At 55.1% G+C, this 13,422-nt stretch carries 16 protein-coding genes and 1 tRNA gene; 2 read left to right on the plus strand and 15 right to left on the minus strand.

What is annotated here, in order from left to right:
* Positions 1–49 precede the first annotated feature (49 nt).
* The 15 genes from DSCA_RS02245 to kdsA all read right to left on the minus strand — a co-directional run bounded on the left by DSCA_RS02245 (position 50) and on the right by kdsA (position 10,672).
* Entirely contained in the window at positions 50–475 is a 426-nt protein-coding gene (locus tag DSCA_RS02245) for a hypothetical protein (protein ID WP_155314881.1), read from the minus strand.
* A 438-nt stretch (positions 476–913) separates the two neighbouring features.
* Positions 914–1,000: transfer RNA gene (locus DSCA_RS02250), tRNA-Leu, on the minus strand.
* Positions 1,001–1,013: 13 nt separating this feature from the next.
* Entirely contained in the window at positions 1,014–1,340 is a 327-nt protein-coding gene (gene secG, locus DSCA_RS02255) for a preprotein translocase subunit SecG (protein ID WP_155314882.1), read from the minus strand.
* A gap of 25 nt (positions 1,341–1,365) precedes the next feature.
* Positions 1,366–2,127: a triose-phosphate isomerase gene (gene tpiA, locus DSCA_RS02260; RefSeq protein ID WP_155314883.1), complete on the minus strand. Its 762-nt coding sequence runs from the start codon at positions 2,125–2,127 to the stop codon at positions 1,366–1,368.
* A gap of 19 nt (positions 2,128–2,146) precedes the next feature.
* Positions 2,147–3,151, minus strand: coding sequence for a type I glyceraldehyde-3-phosphate dehydrogenase (gene gap, locus DSCA_RS02265; RefSeq protein WP_155314884.1), 1,005 nt, complete (start codon positions 3,149–3,151; stop codon positions 2,147–2,149).
* Between the two features lie 211 nt (positions 3,152–3,362).
* Entirely contained in the window at positions 3,363–3,776 is a 414-nt protein-coding gene (locus DSCA_RS02270; protein WP_155314885.1) for a PTS sugar transporter subunit IIA, read from the minus strand.
* Positions 3,777–3,827: 51 nt separating this feature from the next.
* A complete protein-coding gene (gene rapZ / locus DSCA_RS02275) occupies positions 3,828–4,703 on the minus strand; it encodes an RNase adapter RapZ (RefSeq protein WP_155314886.1) in 876 nt (291 codons plus the stop codon).
* 58 nt (positions 4,704–4,761) lie between these two features.
* On the minus strand, positions 4,762–5,220 hold the full coding sequence (locus tag DSCA_RS02280; RefSeq protein WP_155314887.1) for a PTS sugar transporter subunit IIA: 459 nt from the start codon (positions 5,218–5,220) through the stop codon (positions 4,762–4,764).
* 177 nt (positions 5,221–5,397) lie between these two features.
* Entirely contained in the window at positions 5,398–5,922 is a 525-nt protein-coding gene (gene hpf / locus DSCA_RS02285) for a ribosome hibernation-promoting factor, HPF/YfiA family (protein ID WP_155314888.1), read from the minus strand.
* Between the two features lie 124 nt (positions 5,923–6,046).
* Positions 6,047–7,480 (minus strand): RNA polymerase factor sigma-54, encoded by a 1,434-nt coding sequence (gene rpoN, locus DSCA_RS02290; protein ID WP_155314889.1) that lies wholly within the window; start codon positions 7,478–7,480, stop codon positions 6,047–6,049.
* A 1-nt stretch (position 7,481) separates the two neighbouring features.
* On the minus strand, positions 7,482–8,204 hold the full coding sequence (lptB, locus tag DSCA_RS02295; RefSeq protein WP_155314890.1) for an LPS export ABC transporter ATP-binding protein: 723 nt from the start codon (positions 8,202–8,204) through the stop codon (positions 7,482–7,484).
* A 33-nt stretch (positions 8,205–8,237) separates the two neighbouring features.
* Entirely contained in the window at positions 8,238–8,804 is a 567-nt protein-coding gene (gene lptA / locus DSCA_RS02300) for a lipopolysaccharide transport periplasmic protein LptA (protein WP_155314891.1), read from the minus strand.
* Entirely contained in the window at positions 8,785–9,354 is a 570-nt protein-coding gene (gene lptC, locus DSCA_RS02305; protein ID WP_155314892.1) for an LPS export ABC transporter periplasmic protein LptC, read from the minus strand. The genes lptA and lptC overlap by 20 nt, the downstream gene beginning before the upstream one ends.
* Entirely contained in the window at positions 9,351–9,869 is a 519-nt protein-coding gene (locus DSCA_RS02310; protein WP_155314893.1) for a KdsC family phosphatase, read from the minus strand. Before DSCA_RS02310 ends, lptC begins: the two co-directional genes overlap by 4 nt.
* 14 nt (positions 9,870–9,883) lie before the next feature.
* Positions 9,884–10,672: a 3-deoxy-8-phosphooctulonate synthase gene (gene kdsA, locus DSCA_RS02315; RefSeq protein ID WP_155314894.1), complete on the minus strand. Its 789-nt coding sequence runs from the start codon at positions 10,670–10,672 to the stop codon at positions 9,884–9,886.
* Positions 10,673–10,847: 175 nt separating this feature from the next.
* Between kdsA and DSCA_RS32380 the strand changes: the two genes are divergently transcribed.
* A complete protein-coding gene (locus DSCA_RS32380; protein ID WP_155314895.1) occupies positions 10,848–12,221 on the plus strand; it encodes a M23 family metallopeptidase in 1,374 nt (457 codons plus the stop codon).
* Positions 12,222–12,235: 14 nt separating this feature from the next.
* Positions 12,236–13,405 (plus strand): homocysteine biosynthesis protein, encoded by a 1,170-nt coding sequence (locus DSCA_RS02325; RefSeq protein ID WP_155314896.1) that lies wholly within the window; start codon positions 12,236–12,238, stop codon positions 13,403–13,405.
* Positions 13,406–13,422 lie beyond the last annotated feature (17 nt).

Genomic DNA, 13,422 nt, shown 5'->3' on the forward strand with positions numbered 1-13,422 from the left:
AAACCGGTAACCCTCACTTTTTCAAGTGCGGTGTCAGATCAAATCGAAACTAATCCAGCTTACTGATAAACCTCTTGAGCTTGACTTGTTCAACCTTATCATATCCAAACCAATCCAAGGCGCCATTGTCATCATTATCGACAACCCTCACCGTGAAATTCCCTCTCGTATTTACGGAGGCGAACACCTCTGCAACCTGTTTGATGATTGGGTCTTTGATCAGGATTACCATTCGGACATCCCTGTCTATGGATCTTTCCCTTTCAAGTTCTGACAGCCGCAAAAGACCTTCAACAGTAAGCTTGCTGACATCTTCAGTACGTCGTAAATCCAGAATCTCTCTTACGTATTCCAATCCTTTCGTTTCGATTTGAAACGCCAGAACCAGTAAATGGAGTTCCTTGTCATCCAGCGAGCCTGTGACTTGTGTATACGAAAAATTGAGTTCACTGAGAATGTTCATCGTGTATGCCATCGGAATTACCCATGCCTGTGAGATTGAAGGGTCAGTGAGTACCGAAAATATCTCCAGTAAGAATGTGGAAATTTAAGCACAGCAGTTTATGCCGTGTCAATCTGGTTTGGGTGGAGGTAATTGGGCGGGGGTGCTGCTGGATTGCGTATTCCGCTCAAACTGACCAGTCATTCCGGAGGAAAGTGACCACCCGTTCCGCTTTATTGTGACCAGTTGTTCCGCTGCAAACTGTCCACCTCATCGGAGCGAAGCGACCCCGGTTTTTCCCTATCTTCCAGACTTGGTGGATTTCGTCAAGGATGTCGTATCATTCAGGATCCATCAGAAAGGAAGGTTTAAGCTATAGTGACAAGGGGTAAGAAGGGTGAAGGAGGAGAGGGAGGATAAAACAAAACGGGGTGCTGCGATTCGCAACACCCCGTTTTTAAATATTATTTGTGGTGCCGAGGGCGGGACTTGAACCCGCACGGCCGTGGGCCACTACCCCCTCAAGATAGCGTGTCTACCAGATTCCACCACCTCGGCAAGTTTACCATTTTTATTCTGACTTCGAACCGCCGTCAGACGCGCTGTCATCCGTTTGCGACGGTTGCTCAATGGGCGCCTCGACATCCGAGACCACCGATTTGGTGATCTTGCCGCCGGATATGTAGGCCAGGGTCAGGGATGTCAGCATGAATACGATGGCCGCGGCCGTCGTTGCTTTGCTTAAAAAAGTGGACGCCCCGGTGCTTCCAAATAAGGTCTGGCTGGAACCGCCGCCAAAAGCGGCTCCCATGTCCGCACCTTTTCCGGTTTGGAGCAGTACGATCATGATCAGGGCGATGCAAACGACCACATGAGTAACTATCAACAAGATGGACATTGGTTATCGTCTTTTTTTGAGTCCGTTATTCGTTGTAAAAAACCAGCTTGCTGAACGTTTCGGGGTCCAGGCTGGCTCCACCGACCAGGGCGCCATCCACATCCGGCATCTCCATGAGTGCCCGGACGTTATCCGGCTTGACACTTCCTCCGTAAAGGATGCGAACGGTGTCGGCAAACGGTTTTCCAAACAGCGTTTCGAGCAGCGACCGGATGAACTGGTGCGCCTCCTGGGCTTGTTCCCGGGTGGCGGTCTTTCCGGTACCGATGGCCCATACCGGTTCGTAGGCGATAACGATACGGGTCAGGGCTTCAGAAACAAAATCTTTTAGACCAACTCGAACCTGTTTGTCAAGCACAGAAAATGTGTCGCCGGCTTCTCGCTGCGCCTCTGATTCGCCGATACAGAAGACCGGGATGAGGTCCGCCGAAAGCGCGGCCTGGATTTTCCGATTGACGGTTTCATCGGTCTCGCCAAAAAACTGCCGCCGTTCCGAGTGACCGATGATCACATGGCTGCATCCGGCGTCCACCAGCATTTCCGATGATATCTTGCCGGTGAAGGCGCCCTGCTTTTCATAGAAAAGATCCTGCGCGCCGACTGCGATGGCACTTCCCTTGAGGGTTTGGGCCACCTGGTAAAGGGCCGTATAGGTGGGGGCGATCATGATCTCGACATCTCTGGCCGCGTCGACAAGGCGTTTCAGCTTTCCGGCGGCTTCCACGGCCTGGGTGCCGGTCTTATGCATTTTCCAATTGCCTGCAATCAATGGCGTTCGACTGCTCATCGCAATTATTCTCCTTCTGTTAGAGCTGTTTGCCGATCATGGCGGCCAAATCGACCATGCGGTTGGAGTAGCCGCTTTCGTTGTCGTACCAGGAGAGCACCTTGACCATGTCATCAACCACATAAGTGGTGGGCGCATCAACAACCGATGACAACGGGCAGCCATTGAAATCAGTGGAGACCAGCGGCAACTCACTGTAACCCAAGATGCCTTTGAGGGAACCGTCGGCCGCTTCCCGGATGGCTTCATTGACGTCCGACTTGGTGACACCCGTTTTTTCCACGTTGATCACCACATCGACAATGGAAACATTTGGGGTCGGTACACGGATGGCCAGGCCGTTGAGTTTACCCTCCAGTTCGGGGAGCACCAGGGCGACGGCTTTGGCGGCCCCGGTGGTCGTGGGAATCATGGACAGGGCCGCGGCTCTGGCCCGGCGAAGGTCTTTGTGGGGAAAGTCCAGCAGCCGCTGATCACCCGTGTAGGAATGGATGGTTGTCATGAGGCCGCTTTTGACGCCGAAGTTTTCCAGCATGACCTTGGCAACCGGTGCCAGGCAGTTGGTGGTGCACGACGCATTGGAGATGATGTGGTGCTGCTTCGGATCGTACTTGTTGGCGTTGACGCCCATGACGACGGTGATGTCCGGATCCTGGGCGGGGGCCGAGATGATCACTTTGCGGGCGCCTGCATTCAGGTGCTTGGCCGCACCGTCGCGGTCTCTGAAGAGGCCGGTACATTCGCAGACAATGTCCACCCCGAAATCGTTCCAGGCCAGTTTTTCAGGATCTTTGACGGCCGTGTAGGCGATGGATTTGCCGTCGACTTCGATGGCCCCGTTTCTGGCCTCGATATCCACATCCAGTTTGGTGTGCACCGAGTCATATTTCAGCAGGTGGGCCATGGTCGCCGCATCGGTCAGGTCATTGATGGCCACCACCTCGATCTCAGGATGGTTCATGGCGGCCCGAAATACCACGCGGCCGATCCTGCCAAAACCGTTGATGCCGATTTTTATGCTCATCTTTCCTCCTTTATGGTTGGTGCGAACCTTGAGTGGTTAGGTGTTCAAGAAACGTGTGGCGGTCTGCCCATTGGACTCCGTCAGGTGATTCGGATGGTTTTGGGGGGGCGTTGGGCGTTGGGGAAAACTCGCACAGCCGGCAATCGCCGGCCCTGGTCATCGGAAACCCGGAAAATGATCGCTGACAATCCGCTTGCCTGCATCGGGTCGCCTACCCCCTCTTGTTGCCTTTCAATATCGCGCTGGCCAGGGAGATGCTTTTTTTTCCGAACGCTTCAAGATTGGCTGCCAGTTCCGAAAGGGATTGATTTTTTCGTGCGCTTGCCGCCCGGATAAGAATGGGCAGGTTGACTCCGGATATCACCTCGATACGACCCTCCTCGAGAAACGAGTAGCTCAGGTTGGACGGCGTCCCGCCGAACATGTCCGTCAGGATGAGAACCCCGTCGTCGCTTTTCAATTGTTTCATGCTGTCGGCAATTTTTTTGCGCAACTTGTCTGCGTTTTCGTTCAGGTCGATGGACACGGCGATCATGGCCTCGGGCCGTTCGCCAAGAATGAAATCCGCCGCCTCGAGCAGTGCATCTCCGAGCCGGCAATGAGTTACCACTAAAACGCCAATCATATCTGCCTGTCTTTCATTGGTTAAATTGGGTAACGGAACCGCCTGCCGCTTTCACTTTGAAAGGGACTTGTCAATGTCGCGATGGGTCAGTTCCGTTGTTCGACCCGATGCCTGAATGTGCTCATGCAGTTGTCCGGCGATCACAACGGACCTGTGGCGCCCTCCTGTGCAACCGATGGCAATGGTGAGGTATGATTTTCCTTCGTTTTCATATTGGGGAATCAAAATATCCAGTAGATCGAAATATTTGTGTAAAAATAAACAGGTTTGGTCATTATTCAAGACAAAAGATCGAATTTTTTCCGTTTCTCCGCTCAAGGGGCGCAGTGATTCCACAAAATACGGGTTTTTTAAAAAACGGACATCCATGACGAGGTCGGCATGAACCGGCAGGCCGAATTTAAACCCAAAAGAAAGGACCTGGACCTGCATCGGTCCGTGTTGCGTGCCGGCGTCTGCTATTTTCCGGATGATCGATTTGAGTTCGTGGACATTCAGATCCGACGTGTCGATGATGTGATCCGCCTGGCGGCGCAAGGCTGCCAGCAAGGTTTTTTCTGCTTGGATCGCATCGTAAACCCCGGTTACCCCTGCCATCGGATGGCGGCGGCGGGTCTGGCTGTAACGTCTCAGCAGGGTTTTTTCATCGGCTTCGACAAAGATGATGCGAACATGAAATCCGTGGGCTTTCAATTGGTGGAGGACGGTTTCGTACCGGCGGATAAAATTGTTTTCCCGCAGATCCATGCCGAAAACCAGGCCGAGAACATGGGCAAACTTGTCCTTGGACAAATTCAGGAATTCGGGCAGCAGGGCAACCGGCATGTTGTCCACGCAGTAATGGCCGGAATCCTCGAAGGCTGCCAGGGCCGTGCTCTTTCCGGCGCCGGATCGTCCGGTGATGATGGTGATGGGTGTCGATTTCACAGCGCGGCCCTCATGTGGCTAAAGGGAGCACCGATGATGGCGGGTGAGCGGCAGCCGGCTAAAAATCGTCATCATCTTCACCGATGATGGCAATGATTTCATCGGCGCTGGTGGCCTTCATCATCATTTCCTTTAACGGCTCTTTCTTCAGCAGTCGGGAGACCCGAGCCAGCAGCTTGAGGTGAAGGTCGGTTGAATGTTCGGGGGTGATAAGCAAGAAAAAAAGATAGGTGGGGCGGCCGTCCATGGACTCGAAGTCAACGCCCTGACGGCTCAAACCAAATCCGAGGACCAGTTTCTCCAGATTTTTCAACTTGCCGTGCGGTATGCCGATGCCGCCGCCGATGCCGGTACTGCCCAGTCGTTCCCGTTCCATGAGCACCCGGACCATATCGTTGTGGTCGATGCCGGTGATGCGGGCTGCCGGGGCCACCAATTCATTCAATATGCCGATTTTATCCCTTGACTTCAGGTTTACCAGTATCGCTTCTTTTTCAAGGACATCCAATATTTTCATCGCTGCACCACCCGGTCGGGCATTTCCCCGTTGTCTGGTTCGTTGGTTATCGAGCTGTTTCCAATGGCTTCAAATCAATCTCACGCTGGGGCTCGTGGCGACCAGGCATCGGTGGGCCCGACATCACTGCAACCCGCCCTGCCCGGACATACCGGTGTCCATGCCGTCTGTTCCCTCCTATGCGCGGGGTTGGATCAATCCGTAGTTGCCGTCTTTTTGCCGGTACAAAACGTTGACCGTTTCCGTCCGTGCATTGGTGAACACCAGGAAGCTGTTATTGATCAGGTCCATCTGCATTACCGCTTCATCCACATCCATGGGTTTGTATTCGATATGCTGGACCCGTACCCGGGGCTGGCCGGACACCTCATCTCCCCCTTGATCGGATGCCCGGGAACCGGTTTTCCCTTTGGACCGGAAGGCCCGGCTTTTCTGCTTGTTCTTTTTTATCTGGACTTCAAGTTTGTCGAGCACCATGTCGATGGCTGAATACATCTCCTCGGTTTCCTCCTTGCCGTTGATGGTCAGCCTGTCTCCCATGATATTGATTTCGGCGCTATGGCGAAATTTTTCTATGGAAAGGACCACGCTGGCTTCCGCAGGACCGTTGAAATATTTTTCCATTCGGTCCAGTTTTTCTCTGACATAGGATTTGAGGGCGTCGGAGGGTTCGAGGTTTTTGAACCTGACGGATGTGTTCATGCGGGGTGCCTCCTTTTGTGAATGTCCTATCGACGGGGGCCAGCGCCCGGACTCAAGGGCGCCGCCTGCCGGTTTTTAAAAACAGGGGAGGTGAGGAACTGGGGACCGGGTACCGACGCAGCCATTAAAACTGCTTTCGCTTGCTGGAGGACAAAATGCCCATCATCTCCCGGTATTTGGCTACCGTACGACGGGCGATGTCAATGTTGTCAGCCTTGAGCATCTCGGCCATTTTACTGTCGCTGAATGGCTTTTTGGGGTTTTCCCCTTCGATGAGTTTTTTTATTTTGGCCTGTACGCTGGCTGAGGCGATATCCTCGCCATGCACCCGTTTGATTGAACTGTTGAAAAAATATTTTAGTTCATAAATGCCCTGGGGGGTGTGGGCGTATTTGTTGGTCGTGACCCGGCTTATGGTGGATTCGTGCATGCCGATATCTTCGGCAACGTCCCTGAGGACCATCGGCTTTAGATGAACCACCCCTTTTTCGAAAAAATCCCGTTGGAACTTGAGGATGCTTTCCATAACCTTGTAAATGGTTTTCTGGCGCTGGTGGATGCTGCGGATCAGCCAGGCCGCAGATCGCATTTTGTCCCGGATGTAATCCTTGGCATTGGTGCTGACTTCATTTTTGCGGGTGATGGCCTGCTTGTAAAACGGATTGACCCGAAGTTTGGGCATGCCGTCATCATTCAGAACGATGACAAAATTACCCTCGCTTTTGTACACATAAATGTCAGGGATGATATAGTGCGGGGTTTCTTCGTTGAACTGTCGTCCGGGTTTGGGCTCCAGCGCCCGGATAACACTGACGGCCGCAACGACCTCCTTGATTTTGACTTTCAGGGCCTTGCAGATGGCCTTGTAGTTTTTGTTCTCCAGATTTTTCAGGTGATCGGAGATGATATCGGTGACCAGGCTGTTTTCCAGCTTCAGCAACTGGGCCTGGAGAAGGAGGCACTCCCGCAGGTCCCTGGCGCAAATCCCCACCGGGTCAAAGGACTGCATGGTTTCCAGGACGTCCTCCACCATCTCGATGGAAATGCCGCTCTGTTCGCTGAGGGTCTCCACGGACGCCTGTAGATAGCCATCCCGGTTCAGGTTGCCGATAATCAGGCTGCCCACCTGCTTTTCGATATCGGTTGGCGAGAGCATCAACAACTGCCACAGCAGGTGATCGCTGAGCGATTCTTTGGAAGAGACGAAGGCTTCGTATTGCGGGGCTTCCCGGCTCTCGGATTCGAAATTGACTTTTCCCGGCGAGTTGTACTCGTCGATGTAATTGCTCCAGTCGATCTCATCGTTGATTTTCTCATCGATGGTGACTTCGCGGGCCTCTTCGACGGCGGGTGCAGGCGTCTCTTCAGGTTCACCTTCCTTGGACCGGTCGGGTGTTTCCTGAATTTCCTCCAGGGTGGGATTCTCTTCCAGCTCCTGCCGGATCGTGTCCACCAGTTCAAGCCGGGACAACTGCAGCAGCTTGATCGCCATCTGAAGCTGTGGCGTCATGATGAGCTGCTGAGTCAGTTTGAGTTGTTGTCTGAGTTCAATTGCCATCTTAGAGTCTGAATTCTTCTCCTAAGTAAATTCGCCGGGCGATCGTGCTTGAAGCGATCTGTTCCGGCGATCCGGATTCAATCACTCTGCCTTCGCTCAAAATAAATGCCATGTCGCATGCGCCCAGGGTTTCCCGGACATTGTGATCGGAGATCAGGATGCCGATCTTCCGGTCTTTCAAATGAGCGATGATTTTTTTAATGTCGATCACGGCCAGGGGATCGATGCCTGCAAAGGGCTCGTCCAGCAACATGAACGCCGGCTCCGTGGCCAGTGCCCGGGTAATCTCCAGGCGACGCCGTTCGCCACCGGAGAGCACCGCCGCTTTGGATTCCGCCACGTGTGCGATTCCCAACTCCGCCATGAGGCTGTCTGTGCGCTCGTGGCGTTGCCGGCGGGTCAGGGGCAGCGTTTCCAGAATCGCCAGGATATTCTGACGGACGGTCAACTTCCTGAAAATGGAAGCTTCCTGGGGCAGATACCCGACCCCTGTTCTCGCCCGGATGTGCATGGGGTATTCGGTAATGTCCATGTCATCGAGAAAGACCTGGCCGCCGTCCGGTTTGACCAACCCAACGGTCATGTAAAACGTGGTGGTTTTTCCTGCGCCGTTGGGCCCCAGCAGGCCGATGACCTGACCGCTTTCCACGTCCAGGCTGACCCGATCCACCACTTTACGGCCCCGGTAAACCTTGACCAACTCGCGAACGGAAAGGATAGCCATCAACTGTTTCCCACGGGGCAAATGGTCACGGGGCTACTCCAATCCGGATTCTTCCGGGAGGATGACGGCTTTGACGCGACCGTTGGTTCCTCCCTCTACGGTAAACCGGCCATCGTTCCGGTAGAAGGTGATGGTTTCACCGGTGATGGTATTGTCGCCGCTGGTTACCGAGGCTCCCGGTCCGGTCAGGGTCAGCATGCGCTGTGCTGTTATATATACTGCCTGCCGGGCAACGGCAAGCCTATTGTCGAATTTAATTTCCACGTTTCCGGTGGCGACCAGCTTCTCCAATGACTGGTCGGGGGAGGCATCTGCGGATTCGGATTCGCCTCCAAAAAATATTTTAAGGCTGTCGGCGTTGATCCGCGTTTCTCCCTGGCGGGCCTGGACATTCCCAATGAATTCGGCGTTGTTGTTGGCACTGTCCGATATGAGCCGGTCGGCGGTGATGTGGATCTTTTTGTCTTCCGGGGCAGCCGCTGCCTTATTGGGGGCATTGGTGCCGGCCATGACGATGCCGGGCATGGGATAAAGCAGCGCCAGGCCAAGCAGGATCGCCGGCATCATTGCGAACGGGTTTTTAAAACTGAAGATCTTCACTGATGGTTCCCTCCACACCGCCTTCAAAACGGGTGACGCTGGTATCAAGGTTCATGACCATGGTATCCGCACGCAGGGTGAACGACTCTCCGGATAAGGTCACCGGGGTTTCGGAGCGCAGATCCCTTGATTCGGGGTCGTAGTCGAGTGTTTGGCTTCGGAACCGGTACCGGCTGGTACTGGCCGATACGGCACCCGTCACTTGAATGCGGCTGGAATCCGTATGGATGGTGCCCCGATCAGCGGTCAGGTGGACGTTGTCTCCGTCCTCCATAAAAAACTCCACATCGGGACCGGCCAGCAGCATGGTTTTCTCTTTTTCGACCAGGGTTGCCGATTCCGCATCCAGGCGCCACTCCCGGATGCCGTTTTTCATGGCGGTCTGATGGATTTTACTCAACTGCATGTCTGCTTCTTTTTTCACCCGATCCAACAGCAGGTCGGGATTCCGGGTTATTCGGCGATACCCGATAAACACGATTGCAACGGCCACCAGGGTCAGCACGACGATGCTCAGCAGGGCGCGCTTGATCAGGCGTCGGTGCCTCATGGAAACAGCCTGCTGAGCAACGGTTCCCAATCTCCCCTGGCTTTGAGAATCCGTTCGCTGACTTCACGCACCGCACCCTGGCCGCCTTTTGCCCGGGTGGTTATCACGGCCGCCTGTTTTACCAGATCGTGGGCGTCACCGACGGCAATGGGCACGCCCACCCGGCGCATGATGGGCAGGTCCGGCAAATCATCTCCCACAAATGCCGTTGCTGCCGCCGCGATACCGGTTTCTTCCAAGATGTCCGCCAGTGCCGCCGCTTTGTCGCGAATGCCGTCCCGGACCAGAGTCAGCCCCAGGTTGCGGCAGCGGTGCACCAGCGCCATGGATCGCCGGCCGGTGACGATGCCCACCTGGATGCCTGCCTCCAGGAGCATGCGGATGCCCAGACCGTCCCGCACATGAAACGCCTTGGTCTCCTGGCCGGCATCGTTGTAGATTACCTCCCCCTGAGTGAGGACGCCGTCCACATCCAGAAGGATCAGTGCAATGGGTTTCAATCGGGTATCAGTCATGGGATGTTGTCGAGTCAAGTTGCTAGGGCGGCTTTAATGGCCTTCAACTGTGCCAGCAGGTCGGGCAGTTGGTCTAATCGGAGTGAGTTGGGCCCGTCGCAAAGGGCGTTGTCCGGATCTTCGTGAACTTCCAGGAAAACGCCGTCGGCGCCGGCCGCAATGGCTGCTCTTGCCAGGACCGGGGCAAACTCGCGCTGGCCGCCGGAACGGGTTCCCGCACCGCCGGGCAACTGTACACTGTGGGTGGCGTCAAAGACGACCGGACACCCCGTCTGCTGCATGATCTGGATGCCCCTGAAGTCAACCACCAGATTGTTGTATCCGAACATGACACCGCGTTCGGTGATCATGGGCCGGACCCCGGACACCGAACGAATTTTTTCGATGATGTTGGCCATGTCCCACGGGGCCAGGAACTGGCCTTTTTTCACATTCACCGGTTTGCCGGTTTTTGCCACGGCAAGGATCAGGTCGGTCTGGCGGCAGAGAAATGCCGGAATCTGGATGACATCAAGGACCTGGGCCGCCGCCTCGACTTCGTTGATCCGGTGGACATCCGACAGGACCGGGACACCCAGCGTCTCTTTGACTTTGGCCAGCACGCGCAAGCCGTCGGTTATGCCCGGCCCCCTGAATGATGTGATGGCCGTTCGGTTGGCCTTGTCGTAGGACGCCTTGAAAGTGAAGTCAATGCCGAGGCTGTCCGTGATGGATTTAAGGCGTTCGGCGATTCGAAGGGTGACGGCCTCGTCCTCGATAACGCAAGGGCCGCTGACCAGGAAAAAGGAGCTGTCAGGTTTCATTCAATCTCTTCTTTAAGGGTTTTTGGAAACATGTTTTCTTATGTATCCTCAGGTGGTTAAAAAGTCAAGGTGCGAAAAAGTTTGCCTTGATTACCGGTGGCTTAACTGGTATTGTCCTCCATTTATAAGATAGCTGAAGAACTAAAAAACAATCAATCCTGAAAGGGACGCGTCGTTGAATAAAAAAGGAAGATCGCTAAAGCCGGTCCTGTTGATCATTGTAATGCTGCTGGTCAGTATTCCTGCCGTATGGCTGGCCATTATCCGCATGGAAGGAACGCCACCCGCCCTTGATATCGAACTCAAGTCGCCTTTTATCGGCGCTTCGCGTGACGTCAGTGTTTCCGTTGAGGATGCGGGCAGCGGCGTCCGAAAAGTATGGATGAGCCTGCTGGTGGATGGCCGGGAAGTGGAAATCCTTCAGCGGACGTTTCCATCTGCCGGTTTTTTCGCCGGCGGCAAGGAAAAATCAGTGCAGGTGAAAGCAACGGTTTCCCCACAGGTCCTGGGACTTGCAGACGGGAAGGGGGTTCTGCGTGTGGTGGCCTGGGATTTTTCGTTGCGCAAATGGGGAAAGGGCAACCAAATCTACCTGGAAAAAGAGATTCAAATTGACACCAGGCCGCCGACCGTCGATCTGATCAGCCGGGCCCACAACCTCTCCCAGGGCGGCAGCGGTGTGGCGCTCTACCGGCTTTCGGAAGATTGCCCGGTCAGCGGGGTCACGGTAGGCGATCATTTTTTCCCCGGATATGGCGGTCATTTCAGCGACCCATCCCTCCACATGGCCTTTTTTGCCCTGGATTACCAGCAGGGCAGGGGAACCCGGCTGGCGGTTACGGCAGAGGATTTTGCCGGCAACCGTTCCACGACCGGACTTGTCCATCACATTAATGCCCGGTCGTTCAGAAAAGACACCATCAATTTGTCAGATAATTTTTTCAATGCCAAAATGCCTGATTTCGAGCGCTATTTTCCCGAATCAGCCAGCGGCAGCCGCGTGGACCTTTTTCTCAAAGTCAACCGGGAACTGCGGCTCAGGGACAGTGAGGCCATCTATCGGATTACATCCCGGACGGAGAAAGAGATTCTGTGGGACGGCCCCTTTCTGCGGCTGCCCCGGTCCGCCAACCGTGCCCGTTTTGCCGATCACCGGACCTATTTTTACGGCGGCAAGGTGATCGACCGGCAGGTACACATGGGGATCGACCTGGCTGCCACGGCCCAATCCCCGGTGCCGGCGGCCAACCGCGGGAAAGTGGCATTCGCCGGGGACCAGGGCATCTATGGCAACACGGTAATCCTCGACCACGGATTCGGACTGTTCACGCTGTACGCGCACCTGAGCCAGATCAATGTGGCCGAGGGGCAGATGGTCGAAAAAGCGGAAATCCTCGGCAAGACCGGCAAGACGGGACTTGCCGGTGGTGACCACCTGCACTACAGCACGCTGGTCCAGCAGACTTATGTCAACCCGGTGGAGTGGTGGGACGCCGCATGGATTCAAAACAACATCAGCGCCAAGATCAATGACGCGGGACCCCAATAGGAGCAGGCTACGGCATGGGAACCTTCAAAGTCCGGAAATCCTACCGGCAGATCAACGATAAAATCAGGTCCGGCGATGTGGTTGTCGTCACCGCCGAAGAGATGATCGATATTGTTGCCGACAACGGCCCTGAAGAGGCTGCCCGGCAGGTGGATGTTGTCACCACGGGCACCTTTGCACCCATGTGTTCGTCGGGTGCGTTCATCAATTTCGGTCACTCGACGCCGGGAACCAAGGCCAGCAAGGTCTGGATCAACAATGTGCCGGCATACGGCGGAATCGCCGCGGTGGATTGTTATATCGGGGCCACCGAACCTTGCGAGGACGACCCGTTGAACAAGGTCTATCCCGGGGAGTTTATCTACGGCGGCGGTCATGTCATCCAGGATCTGGTCGCCGGGAAAAAGATGCATTTCAAGGCCATCGGCTATGGCACGGACTGCTATCCCAACCGGGAATATGAAAAGGTCGTCGACCTTGAATCGTTGCCTCAAGCCACCTTGTGCAACCCCAGAAACGCCTACCAGAACTACAATTGTGCGGTCAATTTGACCAACAAGACGGTTTATACCTACATGGGGGCGCTGAAACCCAAAGGGGGAAACGCCAATTACTGCTCGGCCGGACAGTTGAGCCCGCTGTTCAACGATCCCTTTTACCGGACGATCGGACTGGGTACGCGGATTTTCCTTGGGGGCGGTGTCGGTTACGTGACCTGGCACGGTACCCAGCATCGGGCCGGGGTGAACCGGGCCGAAAACGGCACTCCGCTGACCCCGGCAGGTACCCTGTGGGTCATGGGGGACATGAAACAGATGCGCCCGGACTGGCTCGTCGGCGTCAGCATCCAGGGGTACGGATGCTCACTGGCGGTGGGGCTGGGCGTCCCCATCCCCATTCTCAATGAAGAAATGGCTGCATTCACAGCGGTTTCGGACGCAGAACTGTATACCCAGATCGTGGATTACGGCAGCGATTATCCCCAGGGACGGCCCAGCCAGTTGGGACAGGTCAGCTATGCGGAATTGAAAAGCGGGGTCATCACCCTGAAGGGCAGGCAGGTGCCCACCGTCCCGCTTTCCAGTATGGTCAAGGCCCGACAGATTGCCGAGACGTTGAAACAATGGATTGCATCGGGAACATTTGAATTGGGGGAACCACAATTTACCCTCCCTGCGTCCTGATGCCCGGGCGGACCCCG

Source organism: Desulfosarcina alkanivorans (assembly GCF_009688945.1).
In the GTDB taxonomy this organism is placed as follows: domain Bacteria; phylum Desulfobacterota; class Desulfobacteria; order Desulfobacterales; family Desulfosarcinaceae; genus Desulfosarcina; species Desulfosarcina alkanivorans.

What these genes read in the sequence shown, in the direction of transcription:
- DSCA_RS02245 (WP_155314881.1), bottom strand. Translation starts at nt 475, where the DNA reads ATGGCATACACGATGAACATTCTCAGTGAACTCAATTTTTCGTATACA.
- secG (WP_155314882.1), bottom strand. Translation starts at nt 1,340, where the DNA reads ATGTCCATCTTGTTGATAGTTACTCATGTGGTCGTTTGCATCGCCCTG.
- tpiA (WP_155314883.1), bottom strand. Translation starts at nt 2,127, where the DNA reads ATGAGCAGTCGAACGCCATTGATTGCAGGCAATTGGAAAATGCATAAG.
- gap (WP_155314884.1), bottom strand. Translation starts at nt 3,151, where the DNA reads ATGAGCATAAAAATCGGCATCAACGGTTTTGGCAGGATCGGCCGCGTG.
- DSCA_RS02270 (WP_155314885.1), bottom strand. Translation starts at nt 3,776, where the DNA reads ATGATTGGCGTTTTAGTGGTAACTCATTGCCGGCTCGGAGATGCACTG.
- DSCA_RS02280 (WP_155314887.1), bottom strand. Translation starts at nt 5,220, where the DNA reads ATGAAAATATTGGATGTCCTTGAAAAAGAAGCGATACTGGTAAACCTG.
- hpf (WP_155314888.1), bottom strand. Translation starts at nt 5,922, where the DNA reads ATGAACACATCCGTCAGGTTCAAAAACCTCGAACCCTCCGACGCCCTC.
- rpoN (WP_155314889.1), bottom strand. Translation starts at nt 7,480, where the DNA reads ATGGCAATTGAACTCAGACAACAACTCAAACTGACTCAGCAGCTCATC.
- lptB (WP_155314890.1), bottom strand. Translation starts at nt 8,204, where the DNA reads ATGGCTATCCTTTCCGTTCGCGAGTTGGTCAAGGTTTACCGGGGCCGT.
- lptC (WP_155314892.1), bottom strand. Translation starts at nt 9,354, where the DNA reads ATGAGGCACCGACGCCTGATCAAGCGCGCCCTGCTGAGCATCGTCGTG.
- DSCA_RS02310 (WP_155314893.1), bottom strand. Translation starts at nt 9,869, where the DNA reads ATGACTGATACCCGATTGAAACCCATTGCACTGATCCTTCTGGATGTG.
- kdsA (WP_155314894.1), bottom strand. Translation starts at nt 10,672, where the DNA reads ATGAAACCTGACAGCTCCTTTTTCCTGGTCAGCGGCCCTTGCGTTATC.
- DSCA_RS02325 (WP_155314896.1), top strand. Translation starts at nt 12,236, where the DNA reads ATGGGAACCTTCAAAGTCCGGAAATCCTACCGGCAGATCAACGATAAA.